This is a genomic window from Dictyobacter aurantiacus, from assembly GCF_003967515.1.
Taxonomy (GTDB): Bacteria; Chloroflexota; Ktedonobacteria; order Ktedonobacterales; family Ktedonobacteraceae; genus Dictyobacter; species Dictyobacter aurantiacus.
In genome coordinates this window covers 2,246,718-2,270,875 of record NZ_BIFQ01000002.1, presented here as the reverse complement: position 1 = coordinate 2,270,875, position 24,158 = coordinate 2,246,718, and the positions used below count along the sequence as shown (strand labels likewise).

Genomic DNA, 24,158 nt, shown 5'->3' with positions numbered 1-24,158 from the left:
TTATCACCTGCGTATGACTGACTTGCAGATCTATTGCCTGCAATGATGCAATCAGCAGTAGAAAAAACGATCTCTTATCTCAAATAGTTGAGGGTGTGCAAATAAGGAGCAGAAACATATGCGAGCAGATATTGTTCCCGGCGCTACGTTTCCCGATTATGAATTGACCGACCACACAAAAACGCGCCGCCGTCTCAGTGAGCTACAGGGCATCGATCCCATGATCTTGATCCTGGCGCGCGGACACTATTGTCCCAAGGACCATCAGCAACACCTCGAACTGGCCGAGTTCTATCCTAAAATCGCCGTCTCCTATACACAGATCGTAACCGTCTCAACCGACAATATTCTGGAAACCAACGAGTTCCGCGCCGCCGTCGGGGCCCAGTGGACCTTCCTATCGGACTCGGGACGCAAGATCCAGCAGGATCTGGAGATCCAGGAGTACACTGATCCCCACCACAACCCCATGATCCCCCACACGCTGGTCCTGGAGCCAGGGCTGCGCATCTACAAGATCTACAACGGCTACTGGTTCTGGGGCCGCCCATCGCCCGAAGACCTCAGGCAGGATCTGCGCGCCATCTTCCAGAAGATTCGACCCGACTGGGACATCTCCGCACCCGGGTTGCGCGAGGATTGGGAAGGAGATAAGAAACTGCATTACCCCTATGGGCAAAGGCGCTAATTCGCTATCTTCTGCCCACGAAAAAGGAAGCAACATCCCACTGAAAAGTCGGATGTTGCTTCCTTTTTCGTCTCTTCTATTCAGTTGCTAAATCTGATTAAGAGATTTTTATGGAAAAACGTACATTTAATTCTGGAGATCTTGATATGCTTCCTGCCAATATTGATCGTTATAAATGGCATTAGGACCAGGCTGCGCCAGTTGTGTACTATCAACAGTTGTATTGAAACCGCCAAATTCCTGACGCAGGTTGATTGTGTTCACCAAACCTTGCTGGTTCACCTGTTCATTCACATTTTCACCGGTTGCTGTGTTCTGCTCAGTATCAGCATAGATATTGGCTGCGATCTGTGTTGATACACCATCAGCATTAGCAATATCGGCGATAACCGCACTCTGATTGTTCGAGTTTGCCGCATACATGCTTCCCATAATCATAGCTGTCAGAAAACGATCCACGGTATCTGTATTACGTTGTCCATAACTCTGGGTAAGTGCGATTGATGTTCCCTGATACGGCTCGGTGTAGGTTGAAAGACTGGCGATATCACTGAGATAAGAGACAGCGCGCGCCTGCTCGATATACGGCGCCGCCAGCATCGTCGCATAAGCAGGATCGCCCGTCGAGGTTTGACCGGCTACCATATCCTGATAACGTATCTTCGAACCACCAACAGAATTCAGGGTATAATCCTGATTTAGATACATCCCGTTTTCAGCCATAATTTTCTCAAGGGCAATAACAAAACCACTGTTCGGTGCATCAACCAGAATTGCTTTACCCTCCAGATCATGGATACTATTGATGCCCAGATTGGTGTTCACCACCAGATCCAGATTGGCTCCCTGATCAATGCCAGCAATGACTTGAATGGATTGATTATTGTTGACATCCTGGTTCACAACATTATCAGCAGTTGAAGAAATAATATCGTATTGACCGGAAAGCAGGCTATTAATTTGCTGCGTAGAACTAGTGACCTGATTGTAGCAGACGCTTACTCCTTCTTTCGCGAAATACCCCTGATTCACAGCCTCAATGTATGAAACACTTTTCCCAAATGCTCCATATTGAATACAGCTGCCACTGGCATGCGCCTGGGAGACGAAAGCTGACCCCGCTCCCACGAATCCTTCGGCAATTACTGCGAGCACAAAGGCGAGAGCAATAACACCAGAATACTTCATCTTGCTGTAGACCATTCCTTTCTTGCTAGGCCCATATAAAAATGTAGTTATAAAAATAATTGTGCCTATCCATTGTCTGTAGTTTACTTTCTGCATATAAGGCATATGCCTGAGTTGATAAACTAACAGATGAATATAACCACAACATCATAATATACCAATATCATGATAAAGATTATCAAATATGACTATTTTGCTATTTACCTTATATAGAGTAAATGCGTGGAAAGTAAATCCTCTTCCCTATATTTTTCTATTCGCTCCCTTTTCAAGAGTGTGTCTGACTCTCATATTCATCGCCTGCGGCCTGCATGAGGTCTCGCACCTGCGGTGCTCACGTGTCAGTTTCATATTGGTGCATCGCGTGCGCGGATGCGCACGCGATGCACCAATATGAAAAACCAGTGCAGCCGCGCAGCGGATGCGCGTGCGGGGAAGCTCATGTGCCCCCAGAGTGACGGGAGTAAGACACATTCCAAGAGGTCAGCAAAAAGAAGCCCGGCTGATTACATGGCGAATGCTGGTCAACCACGGCAACCAGAGAGCAGGATTATACTCACTATGAATATCGCCGGGCATAAATGTTTTTTTCTCTATTCATAGAGTTTTTATCGTTTAATGATGTCTTGTCGTGTTTGTATTTTTATCTATTGTGGGATAGTATGTTTTTGATTGAAGCAGCATAACAAATCAGAACAATTACATAGCCGCATCGACTCTACTAGGCCAGGAAGCCTGTGTATCTCAAAAGGTGATTGCGAGAAAGGATAAAAGAGCCATGATACGTAACATGCTCTTCAGGATTTATTTCTTTCTCTTTTCATGTTTACTTGTAATGTTGGCGAGCGGATTAGTTCTCTCGATGGGTGAGACGAGCGCGCTGGCCTTCACTCATACGGACGCGCCCTTCTCAACAAACACAGGATTGCAAGATCGCGGGGAGTTGGAGGCATTTTTGGATGGAGTCCTTAATACGCAATTAGTAGGAAATCATATTCCAGGCGCGACCGTTGCTGTAGTAAAAGATGGGCGTCTATTATTTTCCAAAGGCTACGGCTATGCCGACATTAAGCACGACAAACGCGTAGATGCCGCGACCTCACTTTTTCCTGTTGCCTCGGTGAGCAAACTGTTCACCTGGACGGCGGTGATGCAGCTTATGGAGCAGCATAAACTAGATCTACACACTGATGTCAATCGATACCTCAAAACATTTCATATTCCGGCTACCTACCCTCAACCTATCACATTAGAATCCTTATTGACCCATACCGCCGGCTTTGAAGATAGGGAAGATGGTTGGATGATATCAACTCCTCAGCAAGTGCAGCCACTGGGGACATGGCTGGCCAACCATATCCCGGCACGAGTACGCCCTCCGGGGAAACTGGCGTCCTACTCTAACTATGGAGCGGCCCTGGCGGGATACATTGTAGAGCAGGTGTCCGGTATACCCTTTGATCAATATATCGAAACAAACCTGTATCAACCATTGAGCATGCGGCACAGCACATTTCGCCAGCCTGTCCCGGCACAACTGCAGGCGGACCTCACCCAGGGGTATGCATATATTGACGGATGGTATCGCAGCAGACCTCCGAAATATTTTCAGGCCGCTCCTGCTGTTTCCATGTACACGACCGCGACTGATATCGCCAACTTTATGATTGCGCAACTTCAAAATGGCCGCTTTGGCGATCAACGTATCTTGCAGGATGCGACAGCCAGAGACATGCAGGAGCAGCACTTTACCTCAGACTCTCGCATCCCTGGTCTGGCCTATGGCTTTGCGGTTCAACGCATCAATGGTCAGCGTTTGCTTCAACATGGAGGCGATATTCCGTCCTTCCACTCATCATTGAACCTGTTGCCCGAACGCAATGTAGGGGTGTTCGTTTCCTATAACAGCGATGCAGGATCGGCTGCCAGAACCTCCCTTTTGCAAGCATTCATGAACCACTACTTTCCAGTTCCGCGAGCTCCCACGCCCTCTCCTCTTCCTGGATTTGCCGAACGCGCAGGGAAGGAGAGTGGCATCTACTGGTCACTACGCCGTCCCTATACCACATACGAGAAGATTTTGATCTTGCTCGAACCCGGCATCACCGTCAACGTTATCAATGCAGGGTATGGTCATTTGCTGATTAATAGCGGCGGGGGAAATATACTCAATGTGGTAGAGGTGGCACCCGGCGTCTATCGGCAGATGGGAGAGCAACAGCAAGTCGTCTTTCAACAGAGACAGGATGGAACTGTTATGTTTGTAGGAAATAGCTTACAGTCCTATGGCAAAATGGCCTGGTACGACTCGCGCAGTTTTCAGGTGCCATTGATTCTGGCATGTTTGCTAATCTTTCTGTCCGCACTCCTGCTATGGCCAGTCCGACTCCTACGCGCGCTTAGATTTAAGCGTTCTGAAGAGCTCATCAAGAAAAATACCGTTTCTCGGACAGCATACTGGCTGGCAGGGATCGTATGCGCACTAAACGTGATCGTTCCAATTTACCTGGTATGGACCATTACAAGCCACAAAAACCTTGCTGCTGTATTACCTGTCATATTGATGCTCGGCATTATCTCCGCGATCCTGACCGGAATTGTAATTCTATTTACAGCGCAGGTATGGAGAAACCGCTTCTGGCACTGGCCACAACGCATTCACTATGTCCTGGTGGGGCTAGCTGCTCTCGCGTTTGTCTGGGAACTGGCCTACTGGAATCTCCTGGGGTAGCACAACTACATCCATCAAATTTATACCGCACGTGAACGCTTAAGAGCGTTTATCACTACATCTCTTTTTATTGTCTTCAGAGCATCCGTGGCAGGACCAGAAGAAGACTCCGGTCAACGAGTGAGTTGACCGGGAGTCTTCTTCTGGTCTTCTTCTGGTGAAGGGGTCTCTACTGTGCTATCCATACTTTCACATCAATAGTGGCGGCACCAGCCTCGCTCATATTGTCGCCGATGGCAATATATTTGCCGTTGGGAGACCAGGCCATAGAACGGATAGGGTTGGCGTTCCCCGTATAGGTATAGAGGAGCGCATCTTTATGCGCGTCGAGCAATAAAACTCCATCACCGGCAGCCGCTACCACCTTTCCATCTGGCGACCAGGCGACAGCGGATAGGTAGGAATTCATACTCACGCTGTATTTCAAAGCATATCTTCCATTGAGGGCGTCAAAAATCTCGATTGAACCAGAGGTATAGCCTACCAACAACCGCTCATCCCCTTTCGTTGGTGACCAGGCGAGTGAAGCGGCATCGTATGAATCTGGAGCATTGCGCGTATAGACGTTCTTGCCTGTTGTCGCATCCCATATGCGCACCGTACTGTCATAGGCAGAGGAGGCGATATACTTACCATCAGGTGACCAGGTCACATGCGCCACCTGGCCGGTATGCCCTACCAACGTCGTTGTCTGCAGGGTGGTCATATTCCAGATCACCAGACTCGAAGTCCCATTGGGGGTAGGAGCACCAGCGACAAGCTTTGCCCCATCTGGTGACCAGGCAAAATCATAGATGAATGTGCCACCACTTCGTTGCTGATAACTGCCGAGATATGAACTTACGCTCGTCTGTGGTAAAGTGTTATTGATTGACGCGACAGGCGTCACCCCTGGATACGTCAGGGTCTGCACAACCGTCCTGGTGACCGGATTCCAGATCTGGACCTGCCCACCTTTTGTCGATGCGACGTACTTGCCGTCCGGTGACCAGCGGACCGCCAGGACACTTGCTCCCGTGCCATTGGTATATGGTTGAAGGGAGACATAATGATTGCCAGTGGTAGCATCCCATACATCAATACTCTCGCTGCCGCTGGCGATGCGCTTGCTATCAGGAGACCAGGCCAGCGCATAGATGCTATCAGGCGCCTGGTCATACTGTTTCGCATCCCAGGTGTAGACATTTTTCCCGACATCCTTACTCAATGTAACCTTTGAATTGGTGACGGTAGGTTTGAAACCGGGTGTAGTGGTTACCGCTGGATGTGGATGTGCGATACCTGCACCTACATGTGTTGTTGTCTTTGCCTGACGCGCGCTATTCACGTTATTCAACAACAGTACCATGCTGCCCACAACCATAATAGCAATGCATGCCGCTGTCAGAACCCCTAACCGACTCCACAGAGTCGGCCGCTTCTCGGGTACATAGTTCTGCTTTTTGTCTATGTGAAGCATCATGCTCTTTCTCTCGTTCTGGGGCGAAACGCGCTCCGCCCTCTTCTCTGCGGCAACCATTTTGATTCGTTGCCAGGCATTCTGCAACGATTGTGCATCTTCATCGCTCGTCGCACGGGGCGCACCCTGGCGATACATCAGTTGTAAATCCGCTACCAGCCTGTCATCAGCGCTACCTTCTGGACCCATCAATCGCAAAGGCTCGTTGGTACTGACAGGCATATGTTGCTCAAGCTGCTCATCCACACCTTCCGGCGTAAATTCATCATTATGATCTGTCATCGTGCTATACCTTAGTGCCTTTCGTAGATAGAGCGTAAGAAATTGAGGGTGCGCGAGAGGATCATGCGCACATTCCCTTCTCGTTTTCCTACCATCCTGGCGATATCCGCGCAACGTAATCCATTCACAAAACGCAGATGTAACACTTTCTGCTGGATGTCCGGCAGTCCCTGTATATACATCTGTAAGCGTGCATACTCGTCGCTACGTTCCGCTAACCATTCAGGAGCCAATTCATCGTCAGCAAGCAGGATATCCGTAACTTCCTCTAACGTCACAGTATGTCGCCTGCGTGCCACCTGACGATAATAGTCTGCAACTTTGTTGTGAGCTACGCGCCAGAGCCATTGTCGCTGCCGTTCGGGTTCAAATGCACGTAATGCCTGGTTCTCCATAGCCGCGACAAAAATATCCACCAGGATATCTTCCGCATCCTCTCGTAGCGGCAAATGCAAACGTAGATAGGTAATAAGCGCCTGCGCCTGCTGTTGATAGAGGAGAGCTATTGTCGAATCTATATTCTCATCCAGGTATAACTGTTGCCGCATATCCGATTCCTACATTTTATGATTGAGGTTCATGCATAAACACGTCAATTATCACCATCGTAAATTTGCCTGAAACGTCACAACACTAGCTTCTCAGGCATCAAAATAGGCACCAAAACAAAAAACATTATTGTATTAGCAAGGAAAAATCCCATTTTTGCCGCAAGCTCTGGTAAGATTATTGCATAGCTAGAAAGGCGCGTTTCATCAGTATGCTTGATATGATCGATCTACAAGAGGCCTGGAATCTTCCACCTGTTCGTGTGACCTGGAAGCCAGATAGCGGGACCATTCATCGCACAGTTTTGCTCAGAACCGGCCAGGTAAACTACGCTCTACGGGCGTATCGCTATAGTAATGAGCAACGGTGGAAAATCGAAGGGGAACACGCAATAATCGCCCATGTACAACAACATGGTCTGCCCGCCATCGCTCCCCTGCCATTGCCCAACGGGGGGACGATCCTTAACCACGAAGGTGCATTCTATGCACTCTTTCCATTTGCCCCTGGACAGCAAATACCACGCCATAAATTGAACATAGACAATGCGATTGCGATGGGAAAAATGCTGGGCCAACTTCACCAGGCTCTGCGTGACTATCATCCACAATATGCTCGCACTATTTCATTCGATGTCGATCGCGAAACGAGCGTAGCTAAGATAGATCAGATCGAGGCAGCTATCCTGTCGCAACCAGAAGGGCTGAACGCTCTGGATAAGCAATCTTTGCAACGGCTAGCGCAGCGACGAGACAGATTAATGGCATCACAACCAGCAGATGTCTCCATCCTATCAACCCTCAATCACCAGGTGACCCATGGAGATTACCAGGAAAGCAATCTCTTTTTTGAAGGAAATAGTGTCAGCGCAATTATCGATTGGGACCAGAGCCTTTTCGCTCCTCGTGCCTGGGAAATCATCCGCGTCTTCCACTATATATTCAAGTTTCAGGCGGAAGGCTGCTCTGCCTTCCTGAATGCCTACCGCACTATCATACCGCTACCGCTCGTGGACCTGGAAAAGACGGCGACCATTTATGCCTGGATACGTGAGCACGATCTATGGCTGTATGAGGAACTCTACCTGCACAAAAATCAGCGCGTCCGCTCCTTTGTCGCACCAGGCAGATTCATCCCCCTGGCGGAGCGTTGGCATGCCCTCAAATCACAGCTCGTATAACATCTATGCAATAGTAGCCGTTCAAGCGCATCAATATAATCTACACTCATGAGTAAGCCCCTTCGCTTTTTATTCATAGTTGATCGTATGCTTGCCAGATGTAGGTTTGTTCAAATTATACCTCATCCAGTGCATCGAAGAGAGGCCATGTTCCCGGCGTGCTTTTCTCGAGCCAGTGTATATTGCTATTTGTTTAGCATCCCACCGAAGAACTGTGATATATATCATTCAATTCATCCAGCATATTGAATATACTATTACTGAGCAATATAAATATATCCAAAAAGAGGTGCCCTATGAAAAGCTATATAAAAACGTTCTTCATATCTGCTATTGTTATGATGGTGCTTATCGGCACCGCGTTATTCGTGTTTATCCATCCTTTCTCCGTACAGGCAACCTCCAAAACAGCCACACCTATGGCTACAGGAACCGCCATTTCAGCTCCGCATGTGGACGGTCGGAAAGCAAAAGCAACTCCAATGGTAGCGAAACAACCGACGCCAACGGCACAGGTTTCGCCAACGCCCATCGCAACCGTTCCACCAACACCAACACCGGTTCCAGTAGCTCCGGCGGTACAATGGAACAATGCCCCGCTCACGGAATACACAACGAGCGCAACGAATGTACGCGGCACGCCTTACACCAATGGTGCAATCGTCTCGACCCTCAACGCCGGTGCTCAGATCACCGTATATGGAACGGTGAATGGGGAAACTGTCGGTGATAGTTCAACCTGGTATCGCGTTTCAGATCAGAGCAGCGCGCCACAATACATCTATAGCGCGCTGCTCACGACCGACAAACCCGCGCCGGTCGACAATTCTGGGACCAGCAATGCCGACTGCAGCACTACATCCGGCAAAACAGTGGATGTCAACCTGAGCGCTCAGTGGGCCACCTTCTGTGACAATGGGCAGATGGATAACAGTTTCCCCATCACCAGCGGGCAACCTGATCTTCCTACACCGACGGGCACCTATCACGTGTTTGATAAGTTGAGTCCAACCACCTTCTATTCGCCCTGGCCGGAGGGTTCCCCCTACTACTATGAGCCGACCCACATCAACTATGCGCTGGAGTTTCGAGAAGGCGGCTACTTCCTGCACGATGCATGGTGGAGGAGCACCTTTGGTCCTGGCACCAATGTTCCCCATACCGATCCCCAGTACGGTGATATGACCGGCACGCATGGCTGCGTCGTCATGACCACCGACCAGGCGGCATGGCTCTATAACTGGGCGCCTATTGGAACAACGGTCTATATTCATTATTAGAGGGAAAATCAGCTGCGAGGGCGAACCTACAACGACGGGCGTTGTTCGCGTATCCAGACGCGCATCTCGCCGGGCTCGCGATTATCCCAGGCATAATAAGGGATGGCTGTCAAAGGCGTCTCCTGCATCTGCGGGAGGCTGGTGGTGTAAAGCAGACCATCCCAGGCAGCCTGATTCGGAACCAGGGCCATGCCATGCAGGGCAACCACGCCGTCCAGCAGATCTGGATGGAATGTGGCCTGCAGTGGCTGGCTCAATGGCAATTCCAGCTCTCCCAATGAGGCGGATGCATGATCTACCCCTTCCAGACAATAAACAATGGGTCCCCGCTGCAAGGCGGTGCAGCTCCGGTCAGCCGCTACGGCAGGATGGGCGTACATGCGCTGAATATCCATCGGCAGATCCAGTTCGATCACGTCACTCGCCTGCCAGGTGCGCTCAATAGCGACATAGCCTTTCTCCAGGTTGGCCGCAACATCTACCTCCATGCCATTCATACGTACGGCAGGCTCACGGCACCAGCCGGGGATGCGCAGCTTGACGGTAAACGCGGATGGCTCTGCCAGCTGCTCAATAGCGAGGCGCACCGCACCATCCCAGGGATATTGGGTGCTTTGCTGTATGGTCAATGCCTGTCCCCCCACCTGCAACTGTGCCTGTCCGCTGGCATACAGATGCACAACCAGATCAGAAGGTCCCTGAGAATAAACATACTGCCCCAGTGAAGCTAGCAGGCGGGCGATGTTAGGTGGACAGCAGGCGCAGCCAAACCACTCATAGCGGTGGGCATTGCCGGAGCTGGCCAGAGGATTGACATAAAAGAACTTCTTACCGTCCAACGAGATGCCGCTCAGCACGCCATTGTAAAGGGTGCGTTCAAGCACGTCAGCATAGCGGCCATCACACTCCAGGTGTAGCATACGATGCGCCCAGAATACAAGGCCCACGGCGGCGCAGGTCTCGGCATACGCGGCCTCATTGGGCAGGTCATAATCGCTGGTGAAGCCCTCGTTGGAGAGTGATGAACCGATGCCGCCGGTCAGATACATGCGTTTCGTCGTCAGATGCTGCCAGAGCCGCTCACAAGCCTGAGCAAGGCTCTCGTCTCCAACTTCACGGGCCAGGTCGGCCATCGCACAGTAGAGGTACATCGCCCGCACTGCATGGCCCACGGCTTCGGTCTGTTCCCTCACCGGTAGATGCGACTGATTATATTCACGGGACTTTGCCTGTTCCTGGTCGCGTTCGGGAAATATTGTGCCGAAAAAGCCCGGGGTACCACGCTCCTGCGCCTCCTGCTCAAAGTAATACGGCTGACGGCCACGCTCATCGACAAAATACTGGCTCAGGCGCAGATATTTCTCGTCACCGGTGACACGATACAGCTTGACCAGCGCCAGTTCGATCTCCTCGTGCCCACCATAGCCTTGCTTCTTGTCGGGCTCACGTCCAAACACAGTCGCGATATAATCAGCGTAGCGGCGTACAACATTCAGCAACTGCCGCTTGCCGGTGGCCTGAAAATGGGCCACACCGGCCTCGATCAGGTGACCCGCGCAATACAGTTCATGAGCGTCACGCAGATCAGTCCAGCGGCGTCCCGGTTCAACGACGGTGAAATAGACATTGAGATAGCCATCGGGTTGCTGCGCACCGGCCAGCAAGGCCACTACCTGATCCACCAGTCCATCGAGGTCTGGATCTGGATGTACAGCCAGGCTATAGCTGGCAGCCTCCAACCACTTGGCGACATCGGATTCCCAGAAGATATGCGGTTCTGGCTCCTGTCCCGGCTTCCAATCCAGCCGCAGCGCATCAATGCGCCCGGTCTCTTTACACTGCTGGTATTCAAAAGGAATCGTCTGCTCGTGCACCAGCTTGATACGTGGCGCCCAGAAGGTATCAGTAAAATGAACATCATTAAACGCTACAGGATCAAGCCTGCTCGGGCTTTTCTCGCGAATCATGGCTAAGCTCCTTTTTCTATAAGCGGTAGATCTGGCACTTGTCAGAGTAGGGCACGTAAGCGCTCCCACACGCGCGTTCGCTGCGCGCCCGCACTAGTATTATATATTGATACATCCAGCACTCGCATGCGCGCTCAGCGCACCAATAGATCATCCCTCCTTGAGCACCGCAGGTACGAGGCGGATAAGACAAAAAGCTTGCAGGCAGGCAGTAATAGACATTTATACGATACAATAGAGAAGAATATCCTAATAGCAGCACTATTTCGCCCTCTAATGGTGCGAAAAATACCGGCTGTCTGCTCTAACATGTAGTAAGAAGGTCCCGAAAAAAGCAATTCCGCTGCAACGTAAATATAGGTGTAAAATGAGCATGGATAGCAGGCTATACAGGCCGGAGTTTGAAGTGCCCGGAAACCAAGGGACAGCAATTGAGGGAGGAGATAAATATGAATTCATTTGATCAGCTCGCACAGGAAATCTTTCGTCAGAAACAGCACATGGAGGCATTGCAGGCGGAGAACGCCGAGCTTCATCGCCAGATCAGCGATATTCAGGATGGGCGCGGTGTATTCGTTATGGTTGGCGATCAGCGTTACTCGCTGCGCTCTTTGCGCGAAGCCGCTTCCAGCGATAACAACGATCGCTTCCGCTCAGGCTACTAAGTGGTAAAAGGGCTGGTAGGAACCAATAACCGTCCAGCCAGAGGATAGATACAAGCCAGCGATGTTGTGGCCGCTCTTTGTAATCAGAACAGCCACAACATCGCTGGCTTTTTAGCATCGGTTCAGGGTTATTGGTTCACGATCTGAATGGCAATCTTGCCTGCGATGCCACCCTGTTCCAGTAACCGCTGGGCCTGCGCTACCTGATTCAGCGGCAATGTTTGCGCCACAACTGGCTTCAACTGACCGCGTTCAATCAGAGCCCGCAGATAGTCAAGTTTATAGCGCTCTCGCTGCAGGAAGAGGTAGTGGAGGGTGATATTCTTCATAAAACCCATATAGGTATTGCCAGCAATATCTACAACACTCACCATCCGACCATACATCTTCGTTGCGGGAATGCTATTGGCCACCGTCTCACCACCGACTGTATCAAAGACCACGTCCACGCCTTGTCCACCGGTCTCACGCGCGATAATGTCAGCAAAATTCTCCGTCTTGTAATCGATGACCCGGTGCGCACCTAACCGCTTCGCCAGCTCGGCATTTTTCGCGCTACAAGTAGTATAGACATAAGCACCGGACGCCCGCGCGATCTGGACCGCCATCGAACCAACGCCGCCTGTGCCGCCATGGATCAGCACGGTCTCTCCCACCTTCAACTGCGCCCTGGTGATTAACGCATCCCAGGCCGTACCACCGGCCAGCGGTACGCAGGCCGCCTCAATATGAGACAGGTTTTTGGGCTTATGGGCCACGATAGCTTCCCGAGCCACATGATACTCGGCATAGCTACCACCCCGACCAGGGATATCAGGTGTATAGTACACTTCATCACCAACTTTAAAATCCTTCACCGCAGATCCCACTTGCTCAACCACACCCGAGACATCATAACCAATGACGGCAGGTGGCTTCACTCCAGCCCAGGAACCTGACTGACGAATTTTATAGTCAACAGGATTGATAGAGGAGGCATAGACACGCACTAATACTTCATCCGCTTCAGGAGTCGGCTTTGGTAGCTCCTGCTCAGCAAATACTTCGGGTCCACCAAAATCCTTAATAATCATTGCTTTCATACTATAACTCTCTTTTCATGTTTGCTAAAAAAAACTGCACCCTCCAGAGGGCACAGCCATCGTGCTTGTTTCTCTATTGTTGATCGGCACGCTCCGTCATGTGGATAGAGCCTACCTTCGCTATTAACTGATACGTAAGATCAGGTGCTTGTGTAGACACGAGTCAATCACATATAGAGAAACAGCTCGCATATTAAGTTATATATTATACGCATACCTTAACTCTTTGACCGGTTTTGGGATGAAGTAGTGAGATTATTCATCGAGGTCATCTTCGCTATTGAGCGTGCGCCAGCGTTCCTGGAGCATATGAACATCGGCAGAGGTTAAACCGGCGCGCTGACAGCGCTGCGCAAAGAGCTGGTCGTAGCGTCCATCAGAGCTAACATGGGCCAGTTCAATGTCATGAAACGATTGCAAGAGTACTTCTTCATTTTGAGCAAAGGTTGCATAGTTGCCTGCCGCACCGCCAACATTGACCGCAAAGCGACGACAGGCCGCCAGCACACGAATACAACGCGATTCATCCTCACGCAAGGCGGCTAATTCACCGTAGTCAGCATCGTCAGTGGTCATACTCTCCTCCTGCCTGCTATCTATTTCTAACATTGCATACTCCCTGCCATCGCGCGCAGGAAAAAGCTATCGAGAGCATAGCATATCAATGCGCAGTAATGATAGTATGGCATACAGTTGATAATGCAGCGCTCTATGATCATCTCTTGCGGCTCGCTCATATCAGCGAGCGGGCATTTTTTACTATCGCCATATAAATGTGAGGCAATTCATAGTATGGCTAATCATTATAAACTATCATCAGTTTGCACAAAACATAGCAATATTGCCATAAACAAATAAAGAGCCGGTGCATAGATAATGCATGGCCACTAGAGATAGATACGGGCAGTAGCAAATAATATGTATGCGTGCCGCGCATAGCAAAAGGAAGAATAATGAAGAAGCACACGCAAGAAGCGAACTGGTTAGAGGGCACACAGATGAATCGGCGCAACTTTCTTTCGCTCTGTGCCGTAGGCAGTCTACCTATCTTATTAGGCGCCTGCCAATCACAACCTGGCGTCAACGCGACTACTACACCCCGGGCCGCGACAGCTACACCCCGAGCCACATCCACTCCCACACCTACCAGACCACCTGTACTCAGTGAAACCGACTGGTCCAACCTGGGCAAGAGTCTGCAGGGTACGCTGGTACGCCCAAACAATCCGCAATATGCGACCGCCCACCAGCTCTTTGATCCGCAATTTGATGGCATCAAACCAGCAGGGGTAGCCTATTGTGCCTCACCCAAAGATGTACAGAACTGCCTGTCCTTCGTGAGCCGCTTTAACCTGCCGGTCACCGCCCGCTCTGGTGGCCACTCGTATGCGGGATATTCAACTACTAGCGGGCTGCTGCTTGATGTCAGTCGCATGAATGCCATCACCATAGACAGCGGAAGCGGAAACGCCACCATCGGCAGTGGAGCCAAACTGATCGATGTCTATGCGGCACTCGCCCAGAAGGGACGTGTGATCCCAGCTGGCTCATGTCCGACCGTGGGCGTGGCTGGCCTGACTCTGGGAGGTGGCGTAGGCGTGCTTGGACGCAAATTTGGCCTGACCTGCGACAATCTGCTTTCAGCGCAGGTCGTCCTGGCCGATGGGCGCATCGTTACCTGCGACGCCAGTCAAAACTCCGACCTCTTCTGGGCCCTGCGTGGCGGTGGCGGTGGCAACTTTGGCGTCGTCACCTCATTCACCTTCCAAACCCACCCGGTAGACGCGCTGGCGATCTTCACCCTTGGCTGGAACTGGAGCGATGCTGCCGCCGTGGTCAACGCCTGGCAAAATTGGGCTCCGCAGGCACCCGATGAACTATGGTCCAACTGCCTGCTCCTCAACACTGTTGATAAAAGCGGCACTCCAAGGGTACTTGTCAACGGCGTCTACGTCGGAGGCGTCGATGCGCTCAACCAGCAGTTGCAGAACCTGATCAACAAGCTGGGGATAGCGCCTATCACCCGTTACGCCTCCAATTCCGGACTATTGGACACCATGCTCTATGAAGCAGGCTGCTCCAACAAAACCGTCAGCCAGTGCCGCCTGCCCAGTCAGGATCCTCAGGGACAGATTCAACGCGACTCGTTCGCGGCCAAATCCGACTACATCGCCAAACCGTTGTCCACCCAGGCGATCAACTCGCTGGTCAACGCCATCACACAATATCAGCAATCGTCCACACCTGGTACGGGAGGGATTGGCATGGATGCATATGGAGGCGCGATCAATCGCGTGGCTCCGAACGCCACGGCATTTGCTCACCGCACCATGCTCTTCTCGATCCAATATAACGCCAACTGGGATGTCGGTGCCTCAGATACGGTCATCGCCCAGAACCGCTCCTGGCTCAACAGTACCTGGCAAAACATGCGCGGCTATGCCTCTGGCGCCGCCTATCAGAATTATATCGATCCATCCCTATCCAACTGGCAGCAGGCATACTACGGGACCAACCTGGCACGGCTCCAGCAGGTCAAAACCACCTACGATCCCAAAAATCTTTTCCGCTTCAAGCAAAGTATCCCATTACCCCACTAATGACGCTATAGTTCAGCGCCAAAACACAAAAAGAGGAGCTGCTAAGAGCGGCTCCTCAAACTTACCTATAAAGTATACCTGAAAATGGGCAAAAAATCAAGCTTTTTTGCGTGCAATTTATCAGCCAATGTATAACCACACTCAATCCCTTTCGCTTCCCCTCCCCTCTTCAAAAGAGATAGTCACACTTAGCGATATTTTGCTTTCTGGCAGTACTGTTTCAAACACTTCCTCTTCACTGTCTGCTCAAGCAGCGGGGGGATTTAGGTGCCCTATCCAGCTCGTTCAAAGTATTTATTGTACTATATTCTCATATAGTTAATATTTATACAATAAGCTTCTCTTTACATTTAAAATGACATAGAAAGCGGCTCTTCATTAAAATCAGTACTGTAGGGTTTCAATATCAATATGCGAGCGTATAAAGCAGGAACGCCAGAAGAATAGAGTTGGTTGTGAAGGGAGGGAAGAAAGCAGAAAAGTCACAATGATCTTGATCGATTATTTTCACAATGGCTAAATCTCCGGGAGAAATATCTGCATGAAGAGAACACTACATCGTATTACACTTCTGACTGTGGTTGCCATGCTGATGCTCATCACATCTGGAACAACCAGCCACGTCACGCATACTCTGGCGGCCGGTCGTCGGGTACAGCAAGCCTTTCAGGTTATTCCCGGACATGTGATTCCTGTATTGCAGCATGGAGACTTCATCTCTCGAACAGCTACTGGAAATATCATTCACCTCGCGGTAAGCTTGAAGCTGAGTAATCCGGACAATCTGAAGTCATTGCTTGAGGCACAATATCAACCCCATTCACCATTCTATCGAGCCTTCTTAACTCCACAACAATTCACCAACGAGTTTGGTCCTACACCCGCAATGGTAGACAGGGTGGTACAATTTCTGAGCAGCCAGGGCTTCACCATTGATGCGATTGCCCCCAACAATCTCATTGTCGATGCGACTGGCACCGTTGGGATGGCGGAAAGGGCCTTCAACATCACCATTAATAATTATGCCTACCTTCAACGTACTATCTATGCGCCCGCCAATGATCCCTCTGTACCAGCCGATCTTGTAGACATCATCCAATGCATCGCCGGCTTAAACAATATTCCACAGATGCACCATGCCTCCGTAAGTAAGCGTATCAGACCCTTGCTAGGCACAGGTGGCGGCTATACACCAGATGAGCTACGCACAGCTTACGGTGTTAATTCACTTCTCCATGCTGGCTATAATGGCACTGGCCAGACAATCGCCATTTTTGAGCTCGATGGCTATCAACCCTCCGATGTCAACACCTATCTGAGTACCTACAATCTGGGGCCGCCCAGGTACTCAAATGTGTTTGTCGATGGGGCTACGAACACGGCGGGCAATTTCAGTTCAGAGGTGGCATTAGACATGGAAATCGTCTCGGCGCTTGCTCCCAATGCCAGCCAGAAAATTTACATTGGCCCTAATGGTTATGGTATTAACGACATCTACAACAAAATCGTGACCGATAACCTGGCCAAAGTTACCTCTATAAGCTGGGGATTGTGTGAGCTAAATACAGGCAATGCGGAACTAGCGGCACTTGACACAATCTTTATGCAAGGCGCGGCTCAAGGTCAGGCTTTTTTTGCCGCCAGTGGTGATACGGGAGCCTACGATTGTCGGAGTAGTAATACTACAGTGCTGAATGTCGATTCACCCGCCAGCGATCCATACGTAGTCGGGGTTGGAGGCACCAGCCTGATCACTGGTACAGGCGGCACATACACGAGTGAATCAGCCTGGGGCAATACTTCACGAGGGTACGGCGGCGGTGGCGGCATCAGTTCGTACTTCACCAGGCCACTTTATCAAACCGGCACTAACCTGACCGATGCGCATCGTATGGTCCCGGATGTCTCAGCTGATGCGGACCCGTATACGGGATATTCCATGTATTGTACGGCATCAACAGACGCGTACTGCTCGGGCTGGTTAACAATGGGGGGTACCAGCGCGGCCGCCCCACTCTGGGCTGGTATCGCGGCTGATATCAATCAATACCTGGCAGCACAAAGCCTGCCCGGATTAGGCAACGCGCATACGCCCTTATATAACCTGTACAACGGTACGCAAACCTACCCGGCCTTCCATGATGTGACCACCGGTACTAATCTCTACTACCCGGCAACCCTCAATTATGACCTGGCTACCGGCATCGGTACGCCCAATGCCTGGAATATTGCGCGCGATCTCGCGGGTATTACTCCCACTCCTACCCCTACTCCTACCCCTCAGCCTTTGCCTGATTTCACGATTCAACAGATCCATGCAGGTGGGGTATATCTGGGCATCGGGCAGACATTGACGGATCAGATCAGGATCTCCAGTGTGCCCACCGCGGGTCCTGTTGGGTTACCCAGTTTAATTCGCATGGTCGCAGTGCTACCAGTTGGCCTGAAAAATGTAACGGTAAGTGGTACCCGGTGGACGATTTCCAGCACAGGGGCAACCAGCCCGGTATTAATCTCAGCTGTTTATGTGGGCGCGTACCCGGTAGCAGCCGGGACCACATTACCCACTATTCGAATTTCAGGTACGGTCACTGGAGCGGCAGGTGTGGCAATTACAGATACGGCGGTGGTGCAGGTAGCTGGAGATAGTCGAGCCTCTAATAACCTGGCCACAGATACATTCGTGACTACGGCCCTCTCTGTTCCAATTACTCCACTCCCAACGCCCACAACGATACTTACTACCCCCATTCCATTGACGCCGCAAGCATTACCAACCAACTTACCCAATTTGCGCTTCCAGCTAAGCCATAATGGCACCACATTTTACGCCGGCCAACGGGTCACCTCAACCCTGACCGTGAGCAATGCAGGCAACCAGACATTCAATACCGGCAGCCAGATTCTGCGTTTCACCGGAGTCATTCCCATTGGGCTGAGCAATGTGAGCATTAGTGGCACCAACTGGCAGATGACCGCGACATCACAGACCAGTCCTCTGCTCTTGTTCGCCACCTATACCGGCATCACCCAGTTAGAACCAGGACAAAGTCTGCCGCCTGTGAGCATCACGGGAACCCTGACTACGGCTGGCGCGCCATCGATTACCAACACCATATACTTGAGCGTAGATAAAGATAGTTATCCTCAGAATAATTTCACCATGGATACCATCAGCATCTTAACGCCCCACAATACTGATTGAATGGTCCTTTTTTCAGAAGCTGTGACACCCGCAATACATGCTAACGTGCCATGGCTTCTCTTCTTACCCACTATGGTGCATTTCGTACATCCTGGTACCAGCATTGGCTGGCAGACAACCCATCAGCCAATACTCAACGTGCATCATTGTGTAATGAGAAGTGTGGAGGGAAACGACAATGAAATCAGTAGGAGCAAAGGGTAAAAATAAGAGCAATGACAGCCTGCGGGAATGCCAACACTGCTCTTACAAAAACTATTCATCAAACATAGTTAAAGCGCCCATTAATAGCTTGAACCCATTTGTTTATAAACGCTGAGCCAATCGGTCGCGATTTTGGTCTGGGCGGTACGTAGATCCATTTTGCCACTACACACCTGGTCGTGTAGATAGTTTTCTACTTGATCCTTCTGATGAAAACCGGGAGTGGGAGACGCGGCTTCAGGCCACAGGTTGGCGATGTCATTGGAACCACCCAGTTCCAGGCTGATAAGGTGATCCACCTCATATTGGCCCGCGCTATGATGGGTAATGCCATATTCAGCATAAACTTCGTCCTTGACGCTTACAGGCACGTTACGAACAGACTTAGAGTATCCGGACCTGCAAATTTGGCTGGCGGTAGCATTGGAAAAAATCGCGCCGGGCGTGCACTGCTTATCCTGCAATCCTCCCTGCGCCTGGCACCCGGAGGTCTTGCTCCGATGCCCAATGTCAGGCACCTGCGCGGAACTCCCGCCATTCGAACTACTACCGTTTGAACTGCTCCCATTCGAGCTATTCCCATTGGAGCTAGATACGCCCCCATTCCCAACGGAGACGGTACAACCCGCCAGTAAAAAAGCCAGCGCGATCATACTTACGATATATAGCATGCTTTTCTTCATATGACTTCTACCTCAATAAGACCAGATTGACCCGCTGTAGGTCAGCAGTAATAATAACACAACCTTATCACGTATATATATTACGAATCAAGACGATTTTTAGATTTTTTTGGGCATCTTCTCCCCATCGGGCCTATCTGTCTCGTTCGCCATCTGGGGCGGCATTTATTTTATAGTGGAAAATTCACTCGCCAATCATGAAAATATTTGCGCAGAAATAATGCTGAGCTTGACTTGCCACAACTTCGCCAATATAATTTTTATGTCACCTATACTTCTATTATATGTCCAGGCACAAACAATCAATAAAAACAAGCAAGTTCAATCCTGTCGCTGCCAGTCTCTATTGAGTGATTTATGTAAAATTATTCAATCTTTATTTGACAGGATGAGCCTCAAAGCCAGAGGAGAATTGCCTTGAAATTCAAACGTTTGCTCATTGGATGCTTTTTGTGCGCCATTGTTTGTTTGGGCGCTGTACTCACTCCAGCCGCAGCGTTCGCGGCACCGATGCCTACCCAACCTCCAAAGACCCCATCCGACACGCTTACGATTCCGCAAAAGGTACAGCTTTACGCGATCGCTCACCACACCTGGCAGTTTTTTGATGCCGACGCTGACCCTACTACCCATCTGCCGATGGATAACATCGGTTTCAATGGCGCACCGGCCAGAGGAGCTTATACCTCGCCGACCAATATTGGTGTCGCCTTCTGGAGCATCGTCAACGCCCAGGACCTCGGCTTTGTCAGCAGAATTGATGCACTCAAACGTGCCAATGCACTGCTTAGTGAGGTCGAAAAGCTCAGTAAGTGGCACGGCTTCCTCTTTAGCTGGTATGACACCACCAATGGACATCGCATCTCAGGTCCTGGTGGTACCGATCAGGAAGGACAGCCAGCCACGGGAGCCTTTATCTCAACTGTGGACAGTGCATGGTATGCGACCGGACTGATCGCCGTCAGAAACGTTTTCCCAGCACTGGCTCCTAGAGCTACGGCGTTGCTCAACGCGATGGATTTTGGCATCTTCTATGACAATGGAGATCAGAGCCAGAGCGATACCGCCGGTCAGATGTATGGCGGCTATAACGCGGACCAGGGACCAGCCAATTTCCACTACGGCATACTCAATGCGGAGACGCGTATCGCGGCATATATCGGCATCGGTACCCATCGCATGCCTGGTGATGTCTGGTGGCGCACCTGGCGTACGTTGCCAGCCAGCTTTGACTGGCAGGGGCAAACACCGCAAGGCTACAATGCCACCTATAACGATCCGCAATCAGGCAAGCCATTTACGGTCTTCGAAGGCCACTACACAACAAACGGCATCAACTTCGTACCCAGCTGGGGCGGGAGCATGTTCGAGGGATTGATGAATAACCTGGTCATCCCCGAAACCTCGTGGGGACCACACAGCTTTGGCCTCAACGATCAGCTCTATGCCAGGGCACAGCAGGCTTATGCCACGCAAACCCTGCACTATCCCGTCTGGGGACTCTCTCCAGCCAGTACGCCGGATGATACCGGAAACTATGATGCCTACGGCGCACGCAACATGGCATCCAACAAAAACTGCTGCCCCTACGACGAAACGGCGGTCACACCCCATGCCTCATTCCTGACGTTAACCGTTACGCCACAGGAAGCATTCAAAAACATTCAGCAGTTAAAACAGCGCTATCCCGGTATCTATGGCCGCTACGGCTTCTACGACAGCGTCAATCCTGTCACCGGACAGATCGGACATCGCTACCTGGTGCTGGACCAGGCCATGATCCTATCGGCCCTCGATAACGCCCTACTCAACAATCGCATGCAGAGCCACTTCGCCAATGATCCCATCATTGCCGCCGACAAACCTTATCTCTCTCAAGAGAGATTCTCGCTGCCGTAAGTAAACATACGGCATCTTCAAACCTGGTAGCCGCACGATACACAGCCAGATGTGTATCGCGCGGCTATCTATATACCCCAGGGCTTTTTATATTTGCCGAGAGATCACGAGCAAGCACTACGATGTACATGCTTTCAGGTGTGGAGTGTGTGGTGGGCGACCGCCCACCACACACTCCACACATCCAACCCGGCGCCGCAGGCGCCAAAGAGGAACATAAAAAAGCCCTGTATATACGCCGGTGAGACTTCCATTGGATCTATGGTAAGATGTATAGTGAAAATTAGCTTTAAGGTAAAGAGAGATGAGTACACCTTCAGAACGGCTCCCACACCAGGCTGCCGCTACATCTTTTCACAGGCTGGCGTATGGCGGCAATCCTTTCCAGTATGGCGAGCTGTATGTACCGGAGGGGCCTGGACCGCATCCGGTGGTAGAGTTGATACATGGCGGCTTCTGGCGCAAGGCATATGATCTAACCTTGATGCAGGGTCTGGCCCAAAACCTGGTCGCGCAGGGTATGGCAGCCTGGAATATCGAATACCGGCGCATCGGCAATCCTGGTGGCGCCTGGCCAGGCACATTTCTAGATGTCGCAGCCGCAACCGATTATCTAAACCATCTGGCCCCCATCTACCAGTTAGATATGCAACGCGTCGTTGCTGTAGGCCACTCTGCGGGAGGACACCTAGCCTGCTGGCTGGCCTGCCGCCACCTGTTACCTTCCGGCAGCGCAATACATACCAGCGAAACGCCGCTAAAATTAAGAGGAGTCATCAGCCAGGCGGGGGTCGTCGATCTGGAACAGGCATGGCAGCTTGGTCTCAGCCAGAACGTAGTACAAGCATTACTGCAGGGCAGCCCGGCAGAACAGCCTGTACGCTATGCAGAGGCGTCACCAGCAGTCCTGTTGCCATCAGGCGTCCCTCAGATCCTGGTCCATGGTAGCATTGATGACATTGTGCCAGTCAGCATTAGCCGAAGCTATGCCCACAGAGCCAGTGCGACAGGAGATAACGTTCAGCTATTGGAATTACCCGAAGCCGACCACTTTATACTGATCGATCCCAATTCAGAAGCCTGGCAGCTCACGATAAAAGGGATCAAACATCTGCTGGGTTAACATAACAGGCCTATCGTATCCGCGATTCAAAGCCTCCAAACCCGGCCCTTGACAAAATCCGATCGCGATTGTATCATACAAACATGACGTTAACGTAACATTAGAGGTTAAGCAATGAATGACCGCATGCGCATAGGTGATCTGACAGAACGGGCGGGGGTAACGCCGCGCACCGTTCGCTATTATGAAAGCATTGGACTGCTCCCTCCCGGTGAGCGTGAAGGCCATGGCCAGCATTACTACACCGAGGAGACACTTGCGCGTCTGCGTAAAATTGACCAGCTAAAAAAGCTGGGGCTCAGCCTGGATGAGATCCGTGACGTCATCGACCTCTATTTCACTGACCCGAGCGGGATACAGCCCAAGCAGAAGGTGCTCACCATCCTGCGCAAACATCTCTCTGAAACGAATCAGAAGATCGGTGCACTCCAGCAATTTCGCGCCGAACTACAAGGCAATATCGAACGCTTCGAGCGCTGGTTAGAGGAAAGAGAACGTCCCTAACCTTTTTTTACCAGAAACATGACGTTAACGTCATGTTAAAACACAAAAGGAGTATTCAAAATGAGCGAGACAATCGGATTTATTGGACTTGGCAACCTGGGGCTACCGGTAGCAACCAATCTCCTCAAGGCAGGATATGCTTTGCATGTCTATAATCGCACCGCGGATAAAGCGCAATCCCTGGTCGCACAGGGTGCGCAATTGGCGGAACGACCGGCGGATGTGGTGACGAGTGGAGGGATCGTGGTATCGCTGGTGTGGGATGACACGGCACTGGAAAGCGTCGTGATGAGCGATGGCTTTTTAGAGCGGCTTGGACCGGGCAGCATCCATATCGCGATGAGCACCGTACTGCCTGAAACGTCAAAGAAGTTGGCGGCCATCCATGCTGAACACGGCTGTGCCTATGTCGAGGCCCCTATCTTCGGCGTACCTCAGGCAGCCGTCGCTCGGCAGCTCTGGATTCCCTTTACTGGGCCTCAAATCGCTAAAGAGAGGGTCCGACCAATCCTGGAGGCAATGGGAGCACAGGGAATCTTCGACTTTGGTGAAGAGGCCGGCGCGGCAAATATTGTCAAGATCGCTGGCAACTTCCTGATTGTTTCCGCGGGACGCTCTGTAGGTGAAGCGCTCACGATGGCGAAGAAGAACGGGGTCGATCCAAAGGCGGTCATTGACATGCTGACCAGCTCGTTATTCAACGCTCCCATCTATAAAAGCTATGGCAAAAGAATCGCCGAGCAGGGGGAGGCTTTCGGCCAGAACCCGATCCCGCTGAAGGACATTGGTCTCTTCAAGAAAACAGCGCAGCGGATAGAAGAGCCAACTCCTATTGCCAATACCTTGCATGATCTTTTGCAAAACTAGAC

General features: G+C 51.1%; 18 protein-coding genes. 11 read left to right on the top strand and 7 right to left on the bottom strand.

All coding sequences use genetic code 11. The features are described from left to right. Positions 1-118 precede the first annotated feature (118 nt). On the top strand, positions 119-688 hold the full coding sequence (locus tag KTT_RS33940) for a redoxin domain-containing protein (RefSeq protein ID WP_126602401.1): 570 nt from the start codon (positions 119-121) through the stop codon (positions 686-688). A gap of 126 nt (positions 689-814) precedes the next feature. Here KTT_RS33940 and KTT_RS33935 read toward each other — a convergent pair whose 3' ends face one another. Continuing rightward, positions 815-1,972: an ABC transporter substrate-binding protein gene (locus KTT_RS33935; RefSeq protein ID WP_160146334.1), complete on the bottom strand. Its 1,158-nt coding sequence runs from the start codon at positions 1,970-1,972 to the stop codon at positions 815-817. 766 nt (positions 1,973-2,738) lie between these two features. Here KTT_RS33935 and KTT_RS33930 point away from each other — a divergent pair. Beyond that, positions 2,739-4,607: a serine hydrolase domain-containing protein gene (locus tag KTT_RS33930; RefSeq protein WP_160146333.1), complete on the top strand. Its 1,869-nt coding sequence runs from the start codon at positions 2,739-2,741 to the stop codon at positions 4,605-4,607. A gap of 169 nt (positions 4,608-4,776) precedes the next feature. On the opposite strand, the gene KTT_RS33925 is transcribed toward KTT_RS33930, so the two are convergent. Both KTT_RS33925 and KTT_RS33920 read right to left on the bottom strand, forming a co-directional pair. Next, positions 4,777-6,348 carry a WD40 repeat domain-containing protein gene (locus tag KTT_RS33925; RefSeq protein ID WP_126602395.1) on the bottom strand — a complete coding sequence of 524 codons (1,572 nt, stop codon included), beginning with the start codon at positions 6,346-6,348 and terminating at the stop codon, positions 4,777-4,779. A gap of 11 nt (positions 6,349-6,359) precedes the next feature. Continuing rightward, entirely contained in the window at positions 6,360-6,896 is a 537-nt protein-coding gene (locus KTT_RS33920) for an RNA polymerase sigma factor (RefSeq protein WP_126602393.1), read from the bottom strand. 212 nt (positions 6,897-7,108) lie between these two features. Between KTT_RS33920 and KTT_RS33915 the strand changes: the two genes are divergently transcribed. Both KTT_RS33915 and KTT_RS33910 read left to right on the top strand, forming a co-directional pair. Next, on the top strand, positions 7,109-8,077 hold the full coding sequence (locus tag KTT_RS33915; RefSeq protein WP_126602390.1) for a phosphotransferase enzyme family protein: 969 nt from the start codon (positions 7,109-7,111) through the stop codon (positions 8,075-8,077). A 296-nt stretch (positions 8,078-8,373) separates the two neighbouring features. Further along, positions 8,374-9,357, top strand: a complete 984-nt coding sequence (locus tag KTT_RS33910) for a L,D-transpeptidase family protein (protein ID WP_126602388.1) — start codon at positions 8,374-8,376, stop codon at positions 9,355-9,357. A gap of 26 nt (positions 9,358-9,383) precedes the next feature. Here KTT_RS33910 and KTT_RS33905 read toward each other — a convergent pair whose 3' ends face one another. Beyond that, the gene (locus KTT_RS33905; RefSeq protein ID WP_126602386.1) at positions 9,384-11,324 is read right to left on the bottom strand and encodes a glycoside hydrolase family 127 protein; all 1,941 of its coding nucleotides are present in this window, start codon (positions 11,322-11,324) and stop codon (positions 9,384-9,386) included. Positions 11,325-11,773: 449 nt separating this feature from the next. On the opposite strand from KTT_RS33905, the gene KTT_RS33900 reads away from it, so the two are divergent. Next, the gene (locus KTT_RS33900) at positions 11,774-11,989 is read left to right on the top strand and encodes a hypothetical protein (RefSeq protein WP_126602384.1); all 216 of its coding nucleotides are present in this window, start codon (positions 11,774-11,776) and stop codon (positions 11,987-11,989) included. Positions 11,990-12,117: 128 nt separating this feature from the next. On the opposite strand, the gene KTT_RS33895 is transcribed toward KTT_RS33900, so the two are convergent. Further along, positions 12,118-13,071, bottom strand: a complete 954-nt coding sequence (locus KTT_RS33895; RefSeq protein WP_126602382.1) for a zinc-dependent alcohol dehydrogenase family protein — start codon at positions 13,069-13,071, stop codon at positions 12,118-12,120. 255 nt (positions 13,072-13,326) lie between these two features. Beyond that, positions 13,327-13,680 (bottom strand): hypothetical protein, encoded by a 354-nt coding sequence (locus KTT_RS33890; RefSeq protein WP_126602380.1) that lies wholly within the window; start codon positions 13,678-13,680, stop codon positions 13,327-13,329. A 344-nt stretch (positions 13,681-14,024) separates the two neighbouring features. On the opposite strand from KTT_RS33890, the gene KTT_RS33885 reads away from it, so the two are divergent. Further along, a complete protein-coding gene (locus KTT_RS33885) occupies positions 14,025-15,671 on the top strand; it encodes an FAD-binding oxidoreductase (RefSeq protein ID WP_126602378.1) in 1,647 nt (548 codons plus the stop codon). 541 nt (positions 15,672-16,212) lie between these two features. Further along, entirely contained in the window at positions 16,213-18,876 is a 2,664-nt protein-coding gene (locus KTT_RS33880) for a S53 family peptidase (RefSeq protein ID WP_126602376.1), read from the top strand. Between the two features lie 284 nt (positions 18,877-19,160). On the opposite strand, the gene KTT_RS33875 is transcribed toward KTT_RS33880, so the two are convergent. Continuing rightward, positions 19,161-19,751, bottom strand: a complete 591-nt coding sequence (locus KTT_RS33875) for an HNH endonuclease (RefSeq protein WP_235845947.1) — start codon at positions 19,749-19,751, stop codon at positions 19,161-19,163. Between the two features lie 429 nt (positions 19,752-20,180). Between KTT_RS33875 and KTT_RS33870 the strand changes: the two genes are divergently transcribed. The 4 genes from KTT_RS33870 to KTT_RS33855 all read left to right on the top strand — a co-directional run bounded on the left by KTT_RS33870 (position 20,181) and on the right by KTT_RS33855 (position 24,156). After that, a complete protein-coding gene (locus tag KTT_RS33870) occupies positions 20,181-21,662 on the top strand; it encodes a glucoamylase family protein (protein WP_235845946.1) in 1,482 nt (493 codons plus the stop codon). A 304-nt stretch (positions 21,663-21,966) separates the two neighbouring features. Next, the gene (locus KTT_RS33865) at positions 21,967-22,785 is read left to right on the top strand and encodes an alpha/beta hydrolase family protein (protein ID WP_126602372.1); all 819 of its coding nucleotides are present in this window, start codon (positions 21,967-21,969) and stop codon (positions 22,783-22,785) included. 114 nt (positions 22,786-22,899) lie between these two features. Further along, on the top strand, positions 22,900-23,289 hold the full coding sequence (locus KTT_RS33860; protein ID WP_126602369.1) for a MerR family transcriptional regulator: 390 nt from the start codon (positions 22,900-22,902) through the stop codon (positions 23,287-23,289). Between the two features lie 60 nt (positions 23,290-23,349). Continuing rightward, entirely contained in the window at positions 23,350-24,156 is an 807-nt protein-coding gene (locus KTT_RS33855) for an NAD(P)-dependent oxidoreductase (protein ID WP_126602366.1), read from the top strand. Positions 24,157-24,158 lie beyond the last annotated feature (2 nt).